The 18854-nt window shown below is 67.4% G+C and carries 17 protein-coding genes and 1 riboswitch; of the genes, 3 read left to right on the top strand and 14 right to left on the bottom strand.

Going from position 1 to position 18854, the window contains the following annotated elements; all coding sequences use genetic code 11:
- Position 1: 1 nt before the first annotated feature.
- On the bottom strand, positions 2-1615 hold the full coding sequence (gene xdhA, locus ACRSCF_RS03690; RefSeq protein ID WP_034363258.1) for a xanthine dehydrogenase small subunit: 1614 nt from the start codon (positions 1613-1615) through the stop codon (positions 2-4).
- 391 nt (positions 1616-2006) lie between these two features.
- On the opposite strand from xdhA, the gene ACRSCF_RS03685 reads away from it, so the two are divergent.
- Together ACRSCF_RS03685 and ACRSCF_RS03680 are read left to right on the top strand one after the other, a co-directional pair.
- On the top strand, positions 2007-2219 hold the full coding sequence (locus tag ACRSCF_RS03685) for an AbrB/MazE/SpoVT family DNA-binding domain-containing protein (protein ID WP_016448455.1): 213 nt from the start codon (positions 2007-2009) through the stop codon (positions 2217-2219).
- A 14-nt stretch (positions 2220-2233) separates the two neighbouring features.
- Positions 2234-2611 carry a type II toxin-antitoxin system VapC family toxin gene (locus ACRSCF_RS03680; RefSeq protein WP_154833391.1) on the top strand — a complete coding sequence of 126 codons (378 nt, stop codon included), beginning with the start codon at positions 2234-2236 and terminating at the stop codon, positions 2609-2611.
- A gap of 16 nt (positions 2612-2627) precedes the next feature.
- Here ACRSCF_RS03680 and mdtD read toward each other — a convergent pair whose 3' ends face one another.
- The 4 genes from mdtD to rplM all read right to left on the bottom strand — a co-directional run bounded on the left by mdtD (position 2628) and on the right by rplM (position 5596).
- Positions 2628-4070 carry a multidrug transporter subunit MdtD gene (gene mdtD, locus ACRSCF_RS03675; protein WP_016448457.1) on the bottom strand — a complete coding sequence of 481 codons (1443 nt, stop codon included), beginning with the start codon at positions 4068-4070 and terminating at the stop codon, positions 2628-2630.
- 116 nt (positions 4071-4186) lie between these two features.
- Entirely contained in the window at positions 4187-4561 is a 375-nt protein-coding gene (gene erpA, locus ACRSCF_RS03670) for an iron-sulfur cluster insertion protein ErpA (protein ID WP_016448458.1), read from the bottom strand.
- A gap of 203 nt (positions 4562-4764) precedes the next feature.
- Positions 4765-5157, bottom strand: coding sequence for a 30S ribosomal protein S9 (gene rpsI / locus ACRSCF_RS03665; RefSeq protein WP_012207710.1), 393 nt, complete (start codon positions 5155-5157; stop codon positions 4765-4767).
- A 10-nt stretch (positions 5158-5167) separates the two neighbouring features.
- On the bottom strand, positions 5168-5596 hold the full coding sequence (gene rplM / locus ACRSCF_RS03660; protein WP_012207711.1) for a 50S ribosomal protein L13: 429 nt from the start codon (positions 5594-5596) through the stop codon (positions 5168-5170).
- A 267-nt stretch (positions 5597-5863) separates the two neighbouring features.
- On the opposite strand from rplM, the gene ACRSCF_RS03655 reads away from it, so the two are divergent.
- Positions 5864-6736 (top strand): 23S rRNA (adenine(2030)-N(6))-methyltransferase RlmJ, encoded by an 873-nt coding sequence (locus tag ACRSCF_RS03655; protein ID WP_017406717.1) that lies wholly within the window; start codon positions 5864-5866, stop codon positions 6734-6736.
- Between the two features lie 6 nt (positions 6737-6742).
- Here the strand turns inward: ACRSCF_RS03655 and ACRSCF_RS03650 are convergent, their stop codons facing one another.
- The 9 genes from ACRSCF_RS03650 to kdpC form a co-directional block, all read right to left on the bottom strand.
- Positions 6743-7639, bottom strand: a complete 897-nt coding sequence (locus tag ACRSCF_RS03650) for a septal ring lytic transglycosylase RlpA family protein (RefSeq protein ID WP_244387773.1) — start codon at positions 7637-7639, stop codon at positions 6743-6745.
- Between the two features lie 78 nt (positions 7640-7717).
- Complete coding sequence (gene metF, locus ACRSCF_RS03645) at positions 7718-8545, bottom strand: methylenetetrahydrofolate reductase [NAD(P)H] (protein WP_016448461.1); 828 nt, start codon at positions 8543-8545, stop codon at positions 7718-7720.
- Positions 8546-8567: 22 nt separating this feature from the next.
- Positions 8568-9770: a TlyA family RNA methyltransferase gene (locus ACRSCF_RS03640; RefSeq protein ID WP_244387772.1), complete on the bottom strand. Its 1203-nt coding sequence runs from the start codon at positions 9768-9770 to the stop codon at positions 8568-8570.
- Positions 9771-9927: 157 nt separating this feature from the next.
- The gene (ahcY, locus tag ACRSCF_RS03635; protein ID WP_016448463.1) at positions 9928-11358 is read right to left on the bottom strand and encodes an adenosylhomocysteinase; all 1431 of its coding nucleotides are present in this window, start codon (positions 11356-11358) and stop codon (positions 9928-9930) included.
- Positions 11359-11428: 70 nt separating this feature from the next.
- Positions 11429-11513, bottom strand: a riboswitch (S-adenosyl-L-homocysteine riboswitch).
- Positions 11514-11520: 7 nt separating this feature from the next.
- On the bottom strand, positions 11521-12255 hold the full coding sequence (locus ACRSCF_RS03630) for a response regulator (RefSeq protein WP_016448464.1): 735 nt from the start codon (positions 12253-12255) through the stop codon (positions 11521-11523).
- A gap of 11 nt (positions 12256-12266) precedes the next feature.
- On the bottom strand, positions 12267-14972 hold the full coding sequence (locus tag ACRSCF_RS03625) for a sensor histidine kinase (protein ID WP_016448465.1): 2706 nt from the start codon (positions 14970-14972) through the stop codon (positions 12267-12269).
- A gap of 34 nt (positions 14973-15006) precedes the next feature.
- The gene (locus ACRSCF_RS03620; protein ID WP_016448466.1) at positions 15007-15882 is read right to left on the bottom strand and encodes a TorF family putative porin; all 876 of its coding nucleotides are present in this window, start codon (positions 15880-15882) and stop codon (positions 15007-15009) included.
- Positions 15883-15964: 82 nt separating this feature from the next.
- Positions 15965-18049: a potassium-transporting ATPase subunit KdpB gene (kdpB, locus tag ACRSCF_RS03615; protein ID WP_016452759.1), complete on the bottom strand. Its 2085-nt coding sequence runs from the start codon at positions 18047-18049 to the stop codon at positions 15965-15967.
- A gap of 3 nt (positions 18050-18052) precedes the next feature.
- On the bottom strand, positions 18053-18787 hold the full coding sequence (gene kdpC / locus ACRSCF_RS03610; RefSeq protein ID WP_016448468.1) for a potassium-transporting ATPase subunit KdpC: 735 nt from the start codon (positions 18785-18787) through the stop codon (positions 18053-18055).
- Positions 18788-18854: the final 67 nt, after the last annotated feature.

Here is an 18854-nt window from a genome sequence, read left to right as displayed (position 1 = left end):
TTCAGGCTCCTTGGTGCACTGCGTGGGGCATCACGCTCCAGACGCTGGTGGCCTGCAGCGGCAGCGGCTGCTGCGGACGTGTCTCCAGCCACAGGCGCTGCAGCAGGTTCTGCGCCACCCTGAGCCGGTAGTCGGCGCTGGCGCGCATGTCGGACATGGGCTTGAAGTCCTGGGCCAGCGCGGCCTGGGCGGCCTTCACTGCGGCCTGGTCCCAGGGCTGGCCCACGATGGCCGCCTCGGCCAGGGCCGCACGCTTGACCACGGCGGCCATGCCGCCAAAGGCCAGGCGCGCGGACTTCACCACCTCGCCATCGAGCTCGATGGCCAGCCCCGCGCACAGCGCCGAGATATCGCAGTCAAAGCGCTTGCTGATCTTGTAGGCACGGGTCTGGCGCCGTGCAGCGTCCAGCGGCACGGCCAGTGCCTGCACGAACTCGCCCGGTTCCAGCTGGTTCTTCATGTAGTCCAGGTAGAAGTCATGCAGCGGCATGCGGCGCACGCGTGCGCCCTTGCGCAGCTCGATCTGCGCGTCCAGCGCCATCAGCACGGGCGGCGAGTCCCCAATGGGCGAGCCATTGGCCACGTTGCCGCCCATGGTGCCCGCATGGCGGATGGGCACGGAAGCAAAGCGCAGCCACACATCGGTCAGCCCCTCGAAGCGCTGCGACAGCGCCGACCAGGCCGATTCCAGCGAGGCACCGGCGCCGATGTACAGCTCGCCGCCTTCCAGGCTGCCCGCGCCGCGGCGCTCCTCGACGCGCTTCATCTCGGCCACGTCGCCCACATAGACGATGTCACCCAGGTCGCGGAACTGCTTGGTCACCCACAGCCCCACATCGGTGGAGCCTGCCAGCAGGCGCGCGCGGGGCTTGGCCTCGCACACGGCGGCCAGCTCGTCCAGCGTGCGCGGAGCGTGGAAGCTGTCCACACGGCCGCCCTGGGCGGCGTTGGGCGCGGCATAGTCCAGGCCGGCATCCTGCGCGCGCAGGCCCTGCAGTGCCTGCACCACGGGGTCGGTGGCCATGCGCGTGGCGGGCAGGTCGAACATGCGCTGGCCTGCGTCCAGGATGGGACGGTAGCCCGTGCAGCGGCACAGATTGCCCGACAGCTCGTCGGCCAGCTGCTGGCGCGAGGGACGCGTGCCGGCCTGCTGGTGGTGCTCGTAGGCCGACCACAGCGACATCACGAAGCCCGGCGTGCAAAAGCCGCATTGGGAGCCGTGACAGTCCACCAGCGCCTGCTGCACGGGGTGCAGCTCGGCACCGCCTGCGGGCTCGCCCGTGGCACAGCCCTGCTTGCCGGCGCACTGGCCCTTGACGTCCTCCACCGTGAACAGCGCCTTGCCGTGCAGCGTGGGCAGGAACTGGATGCAGGCATTGACCGTCTGCAGCTGCAGGCCGCCCACGGCGTCGGGCGCGCCGTCTTCGGCCAGCTCGGCGATGACCACGGTGCAGGCGCCGCAGTCACCTTCGTTGCAGCCCTCCTTGGTGCCGGTGCAGCGCGCGTCGCCGCGCAGCCAGTCGAGCACCGAGCGCGTGGGATGCGGCCCCTGTACCTCGACGATCTGGCCGCGGTGATAGAAGCGGATGGGTTGGGAACTGGGGCTCTGGCTCATGCTCGTGGGGGCAACTGCTGGTGCGTGGACTGTTCGGATCACGACTTACGCAAATTCCGAGGAAGAAAGCCGCTGGCCCTGTGGCGATGGCGTGTTTGCGTTCTTGCTTGCGTAAGTCCTGCGGATGTACGCGAGATTAAGTCCAGCCCCGCCCAAACGCATAAGACGGCCTCGATATTTCCTATGCGGGCTGCCATATATCCTTGCCAAAAACAAGGGTAAACCCGCAACAAAAGTGTGGATTGCAGCGGTTCAGGTTTCAAAACTTGCGACCCAGGCTCTGGCCTGCCTTCGCGAAACCGTACGCAAGCACGCTGCATGGGAACTAGTGTGACTTGCACCTGCCTTCGCGTATTCTTACCAAATCTCCATCGATCCCCGGAGCGCAGCGATGAGCACCACGGCCACTCTGTCCAGCAAATTCCAGATATCCATCCCCAAGAACGTGCGCGATGAGCAGCACTGGCAGGCGGGTCAGGAATTCGTGCTCATTCCCAAAGGCAAGGGCGTGCTGTTGATGCCCGTGCCTGAACTCGAACAACTGGCCGGCATCGCCAAGGGAGCACGCACGGACGGCTACCGAGATCGCGAAGACCGAAGCTGATGGCAGCCTTAGCCATGCGCGTGGTCGATACTTCCGCTTGGATCGAATGGCTTATCGCAAGCGCCCTGGGTCGCCGCCTGGCCGCGCAGCTTCCGGACAAGCCGCAGTGCATCGTTCCCACCATCGTTCAGCTGGAGCTTTCCAAATGGCTGGTTCGGGAGATTGGCGAGGAAGCTGCAGATCAGATGATTGCCTATACGCAGAAATGCGTGGTCGTGCCGCTCGATACCAGGCTTGCCCTGCTGGCCGCCGACATGCACCGGGCCCACGGACTCGCCATGGCGGATGCCATCGTCTACGCCACGGCACGGCACCATGGGGCCGGACTGCTGACCTGTGACGCCCACTTCGAGGGCCTGCCCGAAGTGGTGTTCTTCTCCAAGAAGGCGTGAAGCCCGACGGCAGCCCTCACTCGTGCTCGGCCGGCTCCAGAGGCTTGGGCCGCACATCCTCATCGTCGCCCAGCTGCGAGAAGATCATGGTCGAGGCCAGCGTCACCGCGCCCATGCAGACAAAGGTGGCGCGGAAGGCATTGAGGGTGTGCTGCGGCGTATCGCCGCCGAACCATTCGCTGAAACCGGCCAGCACCGCACCTGCGGCGGCCACGCCCATGCCCATGGCCAGCATCTGCACCATGGACAGCAGGCTGTTGCCGCTGCTGGCGTTGCCGGCATCCAGGTCCTTGAGCGTGACGGTGTTCATGGCCGTGAACTGCATGGAGTTGGTGGCGCCGAAGATCAGCAGCTGGACGATGACCACCCACAGCGGCAGCGCCGTGGAGACCGTGCCGAAGCTGGCGATCATCAGCGACAGCACCAGGGTGTTGCCCATGAGCACGCGGCGGTAGCCGATGCGCTGGATCAGCGTGGTGGTCTGGCGCTTCATGGCCATGCTGGCCAGCACCGTGGGCAGCATCATCATGCCGGCCTGCAGCGGCGAAAAGCCCAGGCAGACCTGCAGCACCAGCGGGATCAGGAAGGGCATGCAGGAGCTGCCCAGGCGCGAGAACAGATTGCCCAGCAGGCCCACGCGCAGGCTGCGCACGGCGAACAGCTCGGGGGCGAACAGCGGGTCGGGCCGGCGCAGCGCATGCAGCCAGTAGGCGGCCAGGCTGGCCAGGCCGAAGATCAGCAGCACGAAGACCATGGCGCCGTGGATGCCCTTGCCCGACATGCTGTCCAGCGCCAGCGACACGGCCACCATGCCGAAGGCCAGCAGCGCATAGCCCACGCCGTCGAAGCGCTTGACGGCGAAGCGGTCGCCCACGGGCATGAAGCGCAGGGTAGCGGCCAGGCCGATCAGGCCCACGGGCACGTTGACCAGGAAGATCCAGTGCCAGCTCACGTACTCGACCATCCAGCCGCCCAGCGTGGGGCCGATCAGCGGCCCGACCAGGCCGGGAATGGCCACGAAGCTCATGGCCTTGAGGAACTGCTCGCGCGGAAAGGCGCGCAGCACGGCCAGCCGGCCCACGGGCATGAGCAGCGCACCGCCCATGCCCTGCAGCACGCGTGCGGCCACCATCAGCTGCAGGTTGGGCGCAATCGCGCACAGCACCGATCCCAGCACGAACAGCGCAATCGCCCACAGGTAGACGCGCCGCGTGCCGAAGCGGTCGGCCATCCAGCCCGATGCCGGGATCAGCATGGCCATGGTCAGCGAATAGGCGACGATGACGGACTGCATGCGCAGCGGGCTCTCGCCCAGGGCCTCGGCCATGGTGGGCAGCGCGGTATTGACGATGGTGCCGTCCAGCGTCTGCATGAAAAAGCCGATGGCCACGAGCCATAGGAGCACCGAACGCGAGGAGGATGTGGTGGAGGCGGAAGCGCTTTTGTCTTCAGGAATCATGGCAAGGCAGGGAGGGCGCAGGCGTTAAAAAACCGCCTGCGCATTGCTGCGCGGCGGTTGGTGGCGTGTTGTGCGGCGGGCTGCTGCGGGCTTCACTGCAGCGCGGCCGACAAGGCTTACACCGAGAAGCTCGATCCGCAGCCGCAGGTGGTGGACGCGTTGGGATTCTTGATCACGAACTGCGCGCCCTGCAGGTCTTCCTTGTAGTCGATCTCGGCACCCACCAGGTACTGGTAGCTCATGGCGTCGATCAGCAGCGACACGCCATTCTTGGTCATGGTCGTGTCGTCTTCGTTGGTGATCTCGTCGAAGGTGAAGCCGTACTGGAAGCCCGAGCAGCCGCCACCTTGCACGAACACGCGCAGCTTCAGGTCAGGGTTGCCTTCCTCGGCGATCAGATCGGCCACCTTGGCAGCTGCGCTGTCGGTGAAGACGATCGGGGTGGGCATTTCGGCGGTGGTGGTTTCGGTGATTTCTGCGACGGCGCTCATGGGGGATACTCCGAAGTTCTCAATTGGCCCGAATGGTACAGCAAAGGGCTCGGGAATTCCCGGGGCTGCCGGCTTGACGACAGTGCAAGTGGGGGCATTGCCCACTGAATGAGAAAGGTTTGCATCGCCCAGAAAAAAACCGCCGGCAAAGGCGGTTTTTTTCTGGGGAAAGCCCCGGGGGACTTTCCTGCAGTGCCAGCGGATTAACGCTTGGAGAACTGCTTGGCGCGGCGTGCGGAGCGCAGGCCGACCTTCTTACGTTCGACTTCACGAGCGTCACGCGTCACGAAGCCGGCTTGGCTCAGGACGGGCTTGAGCGCTGCGTCATAGTCGATCAGGGCGCGGGTGATGCCGTGGCGGGTAGCGCCGGCCTGGCCGGATTCACCACCACCGTGGACGTTCACTTGAATGTCGAAAGCTTCCAGGTTGCTCGTCAGAGCCAGGGGCTGCTTTGCGATCATGATCGAGGTTTCGCGGCCGAAGTATTCCTGAATGTCCTTGCCATTCACGGTAATCTTGCCGGAGCCCTTCTTCAGGAACACGCGTGCGACGCTGGATTTGCGACGGCCGGTGCCATTGTTCCAATCACCAATCATCTAGGTCTCCTTAGATTTCCAGAGCCTTGGGCTGCTGGGCGGTGTGGGGATGCTCAGCACCGCCGTACACCTTGAGCTTCTTGATCATTGCGTAGCCCAGGGGACCCTTGGGCAGCATGCCCTTGACGGCCTTTTCCAGAGCGCGGCCGGGGAACTTGGCCTGCATGTCGCGGAAGTTGGTGGCAGTGATGCCGCCGGGGAAACCAGAGTGGCGGTAGTACACCTTGTCCAGGTTCTTGGTGCCGGTGACCTTGAGCTTGGAGGCGTTGATGATGACGATGAAGTCGCCGGTGTCAACGTGAGGTGTGTAAATGGCCTTGTGCTTGCCGCGCAGACGGAGTGCCACTTCGCTGGCGACACGTCCGAGCACCTTATCGGTGGCGTCAATCACAAACCACTCGTGTTGCACCTCAGCGGGCTTTGCGCTGAATGTAGACATGAGTTTTCTCTTTCAAGAAAGGTTTGGCGGGCCCTTTTCCGCGGTCGGTGCTTCTTCAAAAAGGAAGCCTCTTAGGCGGGGATGTAAACTTCGCCGCGGGACCCATAAAATCGCTGCGAAGCCCGCCATTATACAAAACTGGCGCAACCGCACCATCCCCCCGATCCGCAAGTCCCCGGCAGCCCTCGCCGCGAGGCGCCAGCGCCGGGCAACCTTGCAGCCGCCATGGGTGTCCACCCGCCAGCGCGGCTGGTTACCATCACGCCTATGTTCAGTTACCGCCACGCCTTCCATGCAGGCAACCATGCCGATGTGCTCAAGCACACCGTGCTGATCGCCACCCTGCAATACCTCCTCCAGAAGGAGGCCGCCCTCACGGTGCTGGACACGCACGCCGGCGCCGGCCTGTACCGTCTGGATGGCGACTATGCCAACAAGAGCGGCGAGGCCGCAGACGGCATCCTGCGCCTGGCCCAGGCCAAGGAGTCCGAGCTGGCCCCGGTGCTGCAGGCCTACATCGCCTCGGTGCGTTCCTTCAACCAGGGAGCGCAGCTGCGCAACTATCCGGGCTCGCCGTTCATCATCCAGTCCCTGCTGCGCGTGCAGGAGCGCGACAAGCTCAAGGTCTTCGAGCTGCATCCCACCGACATGCGCTCGCTGGCCGGCAACATTGCCCAGCTCGAAGCGGGCCGCCAGGTGGCCGTGCTGCACGAGGACGGCTTCGAGGGCATCAAGAAATTCCTGCCGCCGCCGTCGCGCCGAGCCCTGGTGCTGTGCGACCCCAGCTACGAGCTCAAGAGCGACTACGCCAAGGTGCTGGACATGGCGGCCGACAGCCTCAAGCGCTTTGCCACAGGCACGTATGCGTTCTGGTATCCGATCATCCCGCGCCCCGAGGCGCACGATCTGCCGCGCCGCCTGAAGACCATGACCACCAAGGCCGGCAGGAGCTGGCTGCATGTGGAGCTCACGGTCAAGAGCAACAAGACCTCGGAGCGCGGCGGCCTGCCGGCCAGCGGCATGTTCCTGATCAATCCGCCGTTCAATCTCAAGGAACAGCTCAAGCCGGCCATGCCGCAGCTGGTCAAGCTGCTCGGTCAGGACGAGAACGCGGCCTTCACGCTCGAATCCGGCGGCTGAACCCGTTCAGCGCGCGTTCGAGGCCGCAGAGGCCACTGCGGTGGACGAGGCAGCGGCGGGCGCCGCAGCCTTCGCCACCGGCTTGGCGGCAGGGACGGCACGGCTGGCCACGGCCGTGCGTGCATTGGGCCTGGGTGCAGGCGCCTTGGCCTGGACACGCGGACGCACTGGCGCCTTGGCCTGAACCCGGGTCCGTGCCTGTGTTGTCTGTGCCTGTGCCTTGGCCTGCTGCGTCTTCTCGATGGACTTGGCCTTCCTGGCCGTGACCAGGGTTTCGGGGCATTCCTGCTCACCATCGTCGAGCTGCCACAGCTCCACGGGCTTGATGCCCAGGCCGACCATGCCCAGCTCCTGCGCTGCGGCCTGGCTCAGATCGATCACGCGGCCAGGCGCAAACGGCCCGCGGTCGTTGATGCGCACCACCACCGTCTTGCCCGTGGCGGCGCTGCGCACGCAGACGCGGCTGCCGAAGGCAAAGCTGCGGTGCGCGGCCGTCAATTCTTCCTTGTCGAAACGCTCGCCGCTGGCGGTCAGCCGGCCATGCAGGCCCGGGCCATACCAGGAGGCCAGGCCTTGCTGGTCGCTGTCGCGCGAGGGCACGAGGGCGAAGTCGGGATTGGAGGGAGCCTCGGCACTGTCTTCGGGCGAGGCCGACTCGGAGGGCTTGGCATCCGGGGATTTGCTGGCCGGCTGCGCGGTCCGCGATGTGCGGCCACCGCGCTTGCCGGCCGAGGGCACGGCCGATGGCGTCTGGCCTTCATCCATTGCCGCCGCACCTGCGGTCAGGGCGCCGGACTCGGCATCGCTTTGTGCCACGGGAGCCGGCGCGCAGCCGGCCAGGGTGGCGGTGATGGCGCACATGGCCAGCCAGCGCCAGTGCAGGCGTCGAAAACCACGATCCATGGGCAAAAACCTCCAGGGAACGCCTGACCGTTCCCAAGTTCTAGAGGGTCGCCCGGGGCCGGCGCAGTGGCTGCGCGCTCAAAGGCCCAATCGATCGCAGATTTCCAGCGTGGCGACGCTCTGGTTCATCGTATAGAAGTGCAGCCCGGGAGCGCCCTGGCTGCGCAACTGCTCGCATAGACGGGACACGACATCAAGGCCGAAGGCGCGAATGGACGCCGTGTCATCTCCGTAAGCCTGCAGACGCAGGCGGATCCAGCGCGGGATCTCGGCGCCGCAGGCGTCCGAGAAGCGCATCAGCTGCGTAGAGCTGGTGATGGGCATGATGCCGGGAACAACCGGTGCATCAAGCCCCATGCCGCGCGCCGCATCAACGAAACGGCAGTAGGCGTCGGCATTGTAGAAATATTGGGTGATCGCGGAATCCGCGCCAGCGCGCACTTTAGCCGCAAACGCATCCAGATCGGACTGTGGGGATTTCGCCTGCGGATGGACCTCCGGGTAGGCAGCCACCTCGATGTGGAACCAGTCGCCGAACTCGCGGCGGATGAATTCCACGAGATCGCTGGCGTACTGGAATTCGCCACCCAGGCCATAGCCGCTGGGCAGGTCGCCGCGCAGCGCGACGATGCGGCGCACGCCCATGGCCTTCAGCTCCTGCAGTTCGGCGCGCACCTTGTCGTGCGTGGCGCCCACGCAGGAGAAATGCGATGCCGCGCTGACGCCTTCGTTCTGGATGTCACGCACCATGGCGAAGGTGCCCGTCTGCGTGGAGCCGCCCGCGCCATAGGTGACGGAGCAGAACTGGGGCTTGCGCGCATAGAGGTTCTTGCGCACCTGCACATGCTTGGTCGCGCCCTCGGGCGTCTTGGTCGGGAAGAACTCGAAGCTGATCGGAAAGCTCATGTAAGACTCGCTGCTCAGTGTTTCATTCGTTGCGTTTGCGCAGCTTGGCGCGGCCCGGACCGGGCACGCCGAACTCGGTACTGGTGTCGATCACACGCTCGTTGCGCTGCTCGCGCAGCACGGTGCGGGACACGCGCTTAGGCGCGGCCGGCTTAGGAGCGGCCTTCACGGCCGAGCGGGGCTCGTCGTCGTCCTGCGTTTCAGGCTGCTCTGGCTCCTTCACCACGGCCGCCTGCTGGGCATGCACGAAGAATTCGCGGTTGCCGTCGCCGCCTTCGATGGCCGACTCCATCCAGCCCTTGACCTCCAGGCCCAGCTCGCCCAGGCAGGTGCGGATGCGCTGCTCCACCTCGGTGAACAGGGCCGCATCGCGCACGATGCCGCCCTTGCCGACCTGGCCCGGCTGCAGCTCGAACTGCGGCTTGACCAGCATCAGCAGCTGGCCATGCGGCTTGAGCAGGCGCGTGACGGCCGGCAGCACCAGGGTCAGAGAGATGAAGGACAGATCGCCCGTGACGAAGTCGAACTGCGGCGTGATGTCCACGTCGGCAAACTCGGCGCGGCGGCGGCGCTGCGTGGCCACCGTGCCCTCATCGCGCGCCTTGCCCTTGGCCGCGCGCTCGGCCTTGAAGGCCTCGATCTCGTTTTCCTTGGCGTCGTCGCTGTCGTCGTAGTCCTCGTCGACCACGCCGCCGTTGCGCATCCAGGCATAGGGCGCCACGGGCTGGGTGTCGTTGTCGTCGGGATCTTCTTCCCAGCGTTCGGACAGCACTTCCTCGCAGGCCTCCTGCAGGCCCTCTGCCGTCACCGCGCGGGCATTGACGCCTTCGACGCAGATCACGCGCGCATCCGAGCGCAGCCGCTCATGCAGCTGGCCATGGCCCACGTCCACGCCGATGACCTGGGCGGCGCCTGCCTGCAGCAGGCAGTCGGTGAAACCGCCCGTGCTCTGGCCCACGTCCAGGCAGCGCAGGCCGTCCACCGACAGCTTGGTAGCCGCCAGCGCGCCTTCCAGCTTCAGCCCGCCGCGCGAGATGAACCGGGCCTCGGCCCCGTCCAGCAACTGCAGCTCGGCACCTGCGGGAATCTCGTCACCGTTCTTGGCGACCTTCTTCCACGGCGTCAACGGCGTCATGCGCCACTGCACGCCACCCGCAATCAGCCGCTGCGCCTGCGAGCGCGTGGCCGCATGGCCGGCTTCCACCAAAAATACATCTGCGCGCATAGCGTCGCTCCAGGAAATCTCAGTTGACTAATGCCCGAAACCGGCGCGACCCAACTCAGGGACGCCAAGCAAGGGCCGCCCCGCAGCGAGGGCGTCGTCCCCCTCCCCCGCGAAGCGGGTAGAGAGGGGGAAGGCGCGTCAGCGCCTCAGGGGGTGCTTAATACCTATAAGTTTCGGGCTTGTAGGGACCCTGCTTGCTCACGCCGATATAGGCAGCCTGGCCGTCCGTCAGCTCGGTCAGCATGGCGCCGACCTTCTTCAGGTGCAGGCGGGCAACCTTCTCGTCCAGGATCTTGGGCAGCACGTAGACCTTGCCGACCTCGTAGGCATCGGGCTTGGTGAACAGCTCGATCTGGGCGATGGTCTGGTTGGCGAACGAGGCGCTCATCACGAAGCTGGGGTGGCCGGTGGCGCAGCCCAGGTTCACCAGGCGGCCCTTGGCCAGCAGGATGATCTTCTTGCCGTCAGGGAAGGTGATGTGGTCCACCTGGGGCTTGATCTCTTCCCACTGGTACTGCTCGATGGAGGCGACGTCGATCTCGTTGTCGAAGTGGCCGATGTTGCAGACGATGGCTTCGTTCTTCATGGCCACCATGTGCTCGTGGCGGATGATGTCGCGGTTGCCGGTGGTGGTCACGAAGATGTCGGCCTTGTCTGCCGCCCACTCCATGGTCACGACCTTGTAGCCTTCCATGGCGGCCTGCAGGGCGTTGATGGGATCGATCTCGGTGACCCAGACCTGGGCCGACAGCGCGCGCAGCGCCTGGGCGCAGCCCTTGCCCACGTCGCCGTAACCGGCCACCACGGCGACCTTGCCGGCGATCATCACGTCGGTGGCGCGCTTGATGCCGTCCACCAGCGATTCGCGGCAGCCGTAGAGGTTGTCGAACTTGCTCTTGGTGACGGAGTCGTTGACGTTGATGGCGCGGAACTTCAGCGTGCCCTTGGCCGACATCTCGTTGAGGCGGTGCACGCCGGTGGTGGTCTCTTCGGTCACGCCGATGATGTGGGCGCTCTTGCGCGTATACCAGGTGGGGTCCTGGGCCAGCTTGGCGCGGATGGCGGCGAAGGCGATCTTCTCTTCCTCGGAGGCGGGGTTGTCCAGCACGGACAGGTCCTTTTCGGCGCGCATGCCCAGGTGCAGCAGCATGGTGGCATCGCCGCCGTCGTCCAGGATCATGTTGGGGCCTTCGCCTTCGGTACCGGCGGCGCCGAATTCAAAGATGCGGTGGGTGTAGTCCCAGTAGTCGGCCAGCGATTCACCCTTGATGGCGAACACGGGCGTGCCCGTGGCGGCGATGGCGGCGGCGGCATGGTCCTGAGTCGAGAAAATGTTGCACGAGGCCCAGCGCACGTCGGCGCCCAGGGCCTTGAGCGTCTCGATCAGCACGGCCGTCTGGATGGTCATGTGCAGCGAGCCGGCGATGCGCGCGCCCTTGAGCGGCTGTGCCGCGGCGAATTCCTCGCGCGTGGCCATCAGGCCGGGCATTTCGGTTTCGGCGATCAGGATTTCCTTGCGGCCCCAGGCGGCGAGGGAAATGTCAGCGATGGCCGTGTCGGCGGAAACGGGACGAACAGCAGCGTTCATGGTTTTCTCCAAAAGATGAATGAAAAACCACGTTCTGCGGGAGACGAAAAAAAGCTCACCGCACAGAAAGCGTGGGCGAGCGTCGTTGCAGGTATGACTCCGAGCCTCGCAGACCGCATCTGGTGAATGGGCCTGCTGCAACGCTCCTCGGAGAGGCGCTGATTATACCGATCCCGGGGATGCCTCACCGCCCAGCCCCACAAGCCGGTAGCCCACCTGCAGCTCGGTCACCAGGTGGCGCGGCTGGGCCGGCTCGTCCTCGATCTTCTGGCGCAGATTGGCCATGTGCACGCGCAGGTAATGGGCACGGCCCAGGTATTCGGGTCCCCAGACCTGCAGCAGCAGCTGGCGGTGGGTCATCACACGGCCCTGGGCGGCGATCAGCGCCGCCAGCAGGCGGAATTCGATGGGCGTGAGGTGCACCGGCTGGCCCGCACGCCGCACCTCGTGCGTGGCCAGGTCCACCTGCACCTGGCCGAAGTGCACCTGGCTGGATGCAACTGCGCCGCCTGCGGCCCCCAGTTGCTGGCGGCGGCGCAGCATCACGCGCAGCCGGGCCAGCAGCTCGGGCACACCGAAAGGCTTGACCAGGTAATCGTCTGCGCCGGCGTCCAGGGCGGCCACCTTCTCGTCCTCGCGCTCGCGCGCGGAAAGCACGAGCACGGGCACGGAGGACCATCCGCGCAGCTCGGTGAGAACCTGCTTGCCGTCGGCATCCGGCAGGCCCAGGTCGAGGATGACCAGATCGGGCTGGCGGCTCGCCGCCTCGATCAGGCCCCGGCGCGCGCTGTCGGCCTCGAAGACCTGCCAGCCCTCGTCCTCCAGCACCAGGCGCACGAAGCGGCGGATGCCGGGGTCGTCCTCGATCATCAGGATGCGGTTGGTGGGCGTGCTCATGGCGCAAGACTCTAATCGAGCAATGGCTGCTCCGGCACCGGAAAGCGCAGCGTGAACACGGTGCCGGGGCCTGGGCGCGCGGCAGCGGCCTCGATGCGCCCGCCATGGGCCTCGACAATGCTGCGCACCAGCGCCAGCCCCAGGCCTATGCCCGAGACGGTGGACTCGGCCGTGCCGCGCGTGAAGGGCTCGAACAGCGTCTCCACGGGCAGGTGTGGCGGCAGGCCGGGCCCGCCATCCTGCACGGCCACAAGCACCTCGCCGTCCTGTTCGCGTGCGTGGATGGTCAGCGGCGTGCCGGCCGGCGTGTACTTGGCGGCGTTGTCCAGCAGGTTGACCAGCACGCGCTCCATGAGCACGGCATCGAGCTGCAGCAGCGGCAGGCTGGCGGGCACGTCGGTGCTCACGGGATGCTCGTGCAGGCGCGCGCGCATCTGGCGCAGCGCGCTGCCGACCACTTCATCCAGCGGCAGCCATTCTCGCTGCAGGTGCACGCCGCCTTGCTGCAGGCGCGCCATGTCCAGCAGGTTCTCCACCAGTCGCTGCATGGCCTGGGCCTGGATGCGGACCTGCTCCAGCATGTCGGCTGCGCCGCCCGGCGGCACATGGCGCTGCGCGGCCTCGGCCGCGCCCAGGATGGTGGTCAGCGGCGTGCGCAGGTCGTGCGAGACGGCCGACAGCAAGGTGTTGCGCATGCGCTCGCCCTCCATGGCGATCTGGGTCTGCTGGGCCACGGCCACGAAGTGCTGACGCTCCAGCGCCAGCGCCACCTGGCTGGCACACGCCTCCAGCAGGCGCTGCTCCTCGGGCACCTCCAGGCGCTGGGGCGCACGCAGTTGCAGCACCAGTACGCCCCGCATGCGCACGGGCGCCGCCAGCGGCACGTAGCGGGCCGGCGCGGCCGGCAACGTGTCCGTGCCCTGGCCGGCCTGCTGACCGTGGTCCATGGCCCAGCGCGCAATGCTGTCGTCCATGGGGCAGGAGCCGCCGCCGGCGGGGCGCAGGCGCTCGTCGGCATCGGGCAACAGCAGCCCGGCCTGGGCGTCGAACACGCCCGAGACCGTGCTCAGCGCAATCTCCACCACCTGCTCCTGCGTGAGCGCGCCCGAAAGGTCGCGCGCCAGCCGCGCCAGGGCGCCCGCGCGCCGCTCGCGCTCGGCCGCCACGCGCGCCTCGTGGCGCAGCCGCGCCATGAGCTGGCCGCAGACCAGGGCCACGCCCAGCATCAGCACGAAGGTGAACAGGTACTGCGTGTCGTTGACATGGAAGGATCCGCGCGGGGGCACAAAGAAAAAGTCGAAGCACAGTACCGACAGCAGCGCCGCCCAGGCGCCCGGGCCACGCCCCCAGCGCAACGAAGACAGCACGACGATGAGCAGGAACAGCATCACCACGTTGGCCGGGTCGAAGATGCGCAGCAGCTGCTCGGCCAGCACCGTGGCGGTCAAGCAGGCCAGGGTCACACCGGCATAGCCCTTCCAGGGCAGCGGCCTGCGCCGCAGCGGTGCGGCAGGCGCGGCCTCGGTCCGGGCCGCGCTGGAGCCCCCGGAGAGCACCAGCACGTCGATGTCGGGATGCAGCTGGACGATGCGGTCGGGCAGGCTGCGGCCCCACCAGCGCCAGGGCGACCATGCCGGGCGCGGCGGCTGGGCCAGCACCAGGCGGCTGGCGTTGCGCTCGCGCGCGAAGGCAACCAGGGCCTCGGCCACATCGGCGCCCGGCAGCGTGGCCGTCTCGGCCCCCAGGCGTGCGGCCAGGGCCAGGGTCTTGAGCACGGCGGCCTGCACGCTGCGTGGGCGGTGCTGGCGCTGGGGCGCGTCCACGTACACCACCATCCAGCCAGCATCCAGCCGGCGTGCCATGCGCGCCACCTGGCGCACCAGGGCGTCGTCGCCCGCATGACCTGCCACGGCCACCAGCAGGCGCTCACGCGCAGGCCAGACCGTGCCTATGGAGCGCTCGCGCCGGTAGTCGCGCATGTCCTCGTCCACGCGGTCGGCCGTGCGGCGCAGTGCCAGCTCGCGCAGCGCCAGCAGGTTGCCGCGCCTGAAGAAGTTGCGCGAGGCCCGCTCGGCCTGCTCCATCATGTAGACCTTGCCGTCCTTCAAGCGGCGCAGCAGCTCGTCGGGCGAGATGTCGACGACGATGACCTCGTCGGCATCGTCGAAGATCTGGTCGGGCACGGTCTCGCGCACCGTGATGCCGACGATGCCGCCCACCACGTCGTTCAGGCTTTCCAGGTGCTGCACGTTGATCGTGGTCCAGACATCGATGCCTGCGTCCAGCAGCTCCTGCACGTCCTGCCAGCGCTTGGGATGGCGTGAGCCTGGCGCATTGCTGTGCGCCAGTTCATCGAGCAGCAGCACGCGCGGACGCCGCGCGAGCGCCGCATCCAGGTCGAACTCGCGCAGCGTCCGTCCCTGGTGCGGCAGCTCGCGCAGCGGCAGTTGCTCCAGGCCATGCAGCTGCTGCGCCGTTTCCTTGCGGCCATGGGTTTCCACGAGTCCCACCAGAACCTCGCGGCCCCCCTGGCGTTCGCGCTGGGCGGCGGCCAGCATGGCGTAGGTCTTGCCCACGCCTGCATTCGATCCGAAGTAGATGCGCAGCTTGCCCCGCCCCTCCTGCGCCCGCTCATGGCGCAGGCGCGCGACCAGGGCGTCGGGATCGGGGCGCGGCAGACCGGGCGGCGCCGGCTCGGCAGAGGACGAAATGGGCATGGTTCTCAGCCTAGCACCAGAGCGTGCCCCCACACTAGAACGCCGCCGACAGCGACAGCACCCAGCCGCTGCGGCCCAGGCTTTGCATCTGGCCTGCCGCATTGGCCGCGCGGTAGTAGCGCGTGTCGGCCGAGGTGCCGGCCCAGGCCAGCGTGGCCGTCCATGGCCCCCAGCTGCGGGCCAGCGAGACGCGCCAGTCGGCGTACGACAGTTCGCTGTAGTTGCGCACCTGCGTGTGGCCGGCATGCAGGCCCAGCACCGCCCAGTCGCCCAGCGGATGCTGGTAGTTCAGGTCCAGATAGCTGCTGCCGCGTGAGCTGCCGCTGCCGGGAAGTGCCTCGGCAAAGGCCGTGGCCGCCGTGCTGTCGCGCAGGCCGAAGTAAGGCGTCAGCGCCAGCGACCATTTGGCGCTGAAGCCGCCGTGGGTGACGCCCAGATAGGCCTCGGTGGTGTCGTAGCGCACGCCGCCGCTGCCATCCCCGCGGGGCACGCGCGCGCCGGGGTAGTTGTAGTGCAGCAGGCCGATGTCGCCCGTCCAGCCCGGCAGCAGCTCGGTGCGCCAGCCGCCGTACAGGTCCAGTTCCAGCGCGCGGCCGTCCAGATAGCTGTGGCGCGACACGCTGGAGCCGGACACGCCCAGGTAGGCGCCGCGCGGCAGCGACAGCTCCAGCCCGCCCTGCAGCGCCGGCCCCATCCAGCTTTGCGAGATGCCACGGAAACGGTAGTCGCTGAGCAGCGCCACGCTGCCGGTGAGCGCGTAGGCGGGTGCGGGCGATTGCTGGGCATCGGCACTGGCAGCGTTGACTGGGGAGGTCTCGGCCTGGGCATGGCAGGACGCAGCCGCCAGCGACAACAGTGCAGCCAGCGAGGCACGGGGGAAGAAACGGGGGACGGCACAAGCGGCCGTCATGGAAGAAACGGATTTCATCTTGGTTTTTGTACAGAGAAAGCAAGGCGGTGCCTGCCCGGGCGGGCAGGCTTGCCGCCAAAGATCAGGCCAGGCCGAAAGCCACCAGCAGCATGTCGATCAGCTTGATGCCGATGAAGGGGACGACCAGGCCCCCCAGCCCGTAGACCAGCAGGTTGCGCCGCAGCAGGGCCGAGGCGCCGATGGCGTGGTAGGGCACGCCACGCAAGGCCAGCGGTATCAGCACGATGATGATCAGCGCGTTGAAGATCACGGCGCTCAGGATGGCCGAGCCCGGGCTGGCCAGTCCCATGACATTGAGCGCCGACAGCTGCGGATACGTGCCCACGAAGGCGGCCGGGATGATGGCGAAGTACTTGGCCACGTCGTTGGCCACGCTGAAGGTGGTCAGCGCGCCGCGCGTCATCAGCATCTGCTTGCCGGTCTCCACGACCTCGATGAGCTTGGTCGGGTTGCTGTCCAGGTCCACCATGTTGCCGGCTTCCTTGGCCGCCTGGGTGCCGCTGTTCATGGCCACGGCCACGTCGGCCTGGGCCAGTGCGGGTGCGTCATTGGTGCCGTCGCCGGTCATGGCCACCAGCCGGCCTGCGGCCTGGTGTTCGCGGATCAGGCGCAGCTTGTCCTCGGGCGTGGCTTCGGCAAGGTAGTCGTCCACGCCGGCCTCGGCCGCAATGGCGGCGGCCGTGAGCGGATTGTCGCCCGTGATCATCACGGTCTTGATGCCCATGCGGCGCAGCTCGGCAAAGCGTTCGCGTATGCCGTGCTTGACCACGTCCTTGAGCTCGATCACGCCCAGCACGCGGGCGCCATCGGCCACCACCAGCGGCGTGCTGCCGCGCCGCGACACATCCTCCACCACCTTGAGCATGGCGGGCGGGAACTTGCCGCCCATGGCTTCGACGTGGCGGCGCACGGCGTCGGCCGCGCCCTTGCGCAGGCTGCGCGTGCCGCCGTCGGGCTGCGGCATGTCCACGCCGCTCATGCGCGTCTGGGCCGTGAAGGGCACGAAGACGGCATGCAGGGTTGCCAGGTCACGCTCGCGCAGGCCATGCATTTCCTTGGCCAGCACGACCACGCTGCGGCCCTCGGGTGTCTCGTCGGCCAGTGATGCCAGCTGCGCCGCATCGACCAGCTGCGCGGCCGTCACGCCGGGAGCGGGCAGGAATTCGCTGGCCTGGCGGTTGCCCAGCGTGATGGTGCCGGTCTTGTCCAGCAGCAGCACGTCCACGTCGCCGGCCGCCTCCACGGCGCGGCCCGAAGTGGCGATCACGTTGGCCTGCATCATGCGGCTCATGCCTGCCACGCCAATGGCCGACAGCAGGCCGCCGATGGTGGTCGGGATCAGGCACACCAGCAGGGCGACCAGCACCGTCAGTCCCACGACCTGCCCGCTGCCCGTCAGCTCCACCGCAAAGGCCGAATAGGGCCGCAGCGTGACGATGACCAGCAGGAACAGCAGCGTCAGTCCGACCAGCAAGATGGTCAGCGCCAGTTCGTTGGGCGTCTTGTGGCGGCGGGCCGACTCCACCATGGAGATCATGCGGTCCAGGAAGGACTCGCCGGGGTTCACGGTGATCTGCACCACCAGCCAGTCCGACAGCACGCGCGTGCCGCCGGTGACCGAAGAGAAGTCGCCGCCGGCCTCGCGGATCACGGGGGCCGATTCGCCGGTGATGGCGCTCTCGTCCACCGAGGCCACGCCCTCGATCACCGTGCCGTCCAGCGGTATGGTGTCGCCGGCCTCGACCAGCACCCACATGCCCGAGCGCAGTTCTTCCGCACCCACGGGATGCCAGCGGCTTTGGTAGCTGGCCTGCTCCAGCTTCTTGGCGACCGTGCTGCGCTTCATGCTGCGCAGGCTCGCGGCCTGGGCGCGGCTGCGCCCCTCGGCCAGCGCCTCCGCAAAATTGGCGAACAGCACGGTGAACCACAGCCACAGCGCAATGGCCAGGATGAAGCCCGCAGGCGCCTCGCCCTCGCCCGCCAGGGCCTGGGCCCAGAGCAGGCTGGTGAAGATGGCGCCCAGATAGACCACGAACATCACCGGGTTGCGCCATTGCGCGCTCGGTGCCAGCTTGCGGATGGAGTCACCCAGCGCCTGGCGCACCAGCGAAGGATCGAACAGGGACAAAGCAGTTTTGCGCGACATGGCTTACTCCTTGGCGGCATTGGCTGCCGCAGGCTGCAGCGTCGCGGCCGAGAGATCGTCCAGCGCCAGATTCAACTGCAGCACGTTCACGCGCGGCTCACCCAGCAGGCCCAGAACGCGCGGCTGCATCTGCTGGCGCAGCAGTTCCTGGACCTTGGCCACAGGCAGCTGGCGCTCGCGTGCCACGCGCGGCAGCTGCAGCTCGGCATTGGCCACAGAGATGTGCGGATCCAGGCCGGAGGCCGAGGCCGTCACGGCATCCACAGGCACAGCGGCATCTGCCGCCAGACCATTGAGTTCGCGGTAGGCCGCCACGCGCGCCGCCACGGACTCCTTGAGCGCCGCGTGGGTCGACCCCTGGTTGGTGGCGGCCGACAGCGCGGCGTTGTAGGGCGCGGCCACCGTGGCATCGGCCTTGTCGGGATCCGGCGCCGTGGTGGCGCTGGGCCGACCCTGGAAATAACGGGGCGAAGCGAACTCCTGCCCGATCAGGGCCGAGCCCACGACCGAGCCCTGGCGCGTGATCAGGCTGCCATTGGCGGCCTTGGGAAACGCGGCCTGGGCCACGAGCGTGGTGACCAGCGGATACGCCAGGCCCGTGACCACGGCGACGAACAGCGCCGACCGCAGGCTGGGGCCGAACAGCGAGCGCAGCCCGCCGGCATCGGTCTGGGATGGAACCTGCGCATCGGTGCGCAGCACCGGCAACGGGCCGGAAGTGTGTGTTTGAACTTGCATTTCGGAAACCTCCGCCGCGCTGCTGTGTCAGGCACAGCAGGCGGCCAGGAAAAAAACGGGCTCAGGG

It is taken from the genome of Delftia sp. 11MD, from assembly GCF_050907895.1.
Taxonomy (GTDB): domain Bacteria; phylum Pseudomonadota; class Gammaproteobacteria; order Burkholderiales; family Burkholderiaceae_C; genus Comamonas; species Comamonas tsuruhatensis.
Note: the sequence above shows the minus strand (reverse complement) of the source record. Positions and strands in the feature narration are given on the sequence as shown.

Excerpts from the sequence above, each read along its gene's own strand:
- xdhA (WP_034363258.1), bottom strand. The coding sequence starts at position 1,615 with ATGAGCCAGAGCCCCAGTTCCCAACCCATCCGCTTCTATCACCGCGGC.
- ACRSCF_RS03685 (WP_016448455.1), top strand. The coding sequence starts at position 2,007 with ATGAGCACCACGGCCACTCTGTCCAGCAAATTCCAGATATCCATCCCC.
- ACRSCF_RS03680 (WP_154833391.1), top strand. The coding sequence starts at position 2,234 with ATGCGCGTGGTCGATACTTCCGCTTGGATCGAATGGCTTATCGCAAGC.
- mdtD (WP_016448457.1), bottom strand. The coding sequence starts at position 4,070 with ATGATTCCTGAAGACAAAAGCGCTTCCGCCTCCACCACATCCTCCTCG.
- erpA (WP_016448458.1), bottom strand. The coding sequence starts at position 4,561 with ATGAGCGCCGTCGCAGAAATCACCGAAACCACCACCGCCGAAATGCCC.
- rpsI (WP_012207710.1), bottom strand. The coding sequence starts at position 5,157 with ATGATTGGTGATTGGAACAATGGCACCGGCCGTCGCAAATCCAGCGTC.
- rplM (WP_012207711.1), bottom strand. The coding sequence starts at position 5,596 with ATGTCTACATTCAGCGCAAAGCCCGCTGAGGTGCAACACGAGTGGTTT.
- ACRSCF_RS03655 (WP_017406717.1), top strand. The coding sequence starts at position 5,864 with ATGTTCAGTTACCGCCACGCCTTCCATGCAGGCAACCATGCCGATGTG.
- ACRSCF_RS03650 (WP_244387773.1), bottom strand. The coding sequence starts at position 7,639 with ATGGATCGTGGTTTTCGACGCCTGCACTGGCGCTGGCTGGCCATGTGC.
- metF (WP_016448461.1), bottom strand. The coding sequence starts at position 8,545 with ATGAGCTTTCCGATCAGCTTCGAGTTCTTCCCGACCAAGACGCCCGAG.
- ACRSCF_RS03640 (WP_244387772.1), bottom strand. The coding sequence starts at position 9,770 with ATGCGCGCAGATGTATTTTTGGTGGAAGCCGGCCATGCGGCCACGCGC.
- ahcY (WP_016448463.1), bottom strand. The coding sequence starts at position 11,358 with ATGAACGCTGCTGTTCGTCCCGTTTCCGCCGACACGGCCATCGCTGAC.
- ACRSCF_RS03630 (WP_016448464.1), bottom strand. The coding sequence starts at position 12,255 with ATGAGCACGCCCACCAACCGCATCCTGATGATCGAGGACGACCCCGGC.
- ACRSCF_RS03625 (WP_016448465.1), bottom strand. The coding sequence starts at position 14,972 with ATGCCCATTTCGTCCTCTGCCGAGCCGGCGCCGCCCGGTCTGCCGCGC.
- ACRSCF_RS03620 (WP_016448466.1), bottom strand. The coding sequence starts at position 15,882 with ATGACGGCCGCTTGTGCCGTCCCCCGTTTCTTCCCCCGTGCCTCGCTG.
- kdpB (WP_016452759.1), bottom strand. The coding sequence starts at position 18,049 with ATGTCGCGCAAAACTGCTTTGTCCCTGTTCGATCCTTCGCTGGTGCGC.
- kdpC (WP_016448468.1), bottom strand. The coding sequence starts at position 18,787 with ATGCAAGTTCAAACACACACTTCCGGCCCGTTGCCGGTGCTGCGCACC.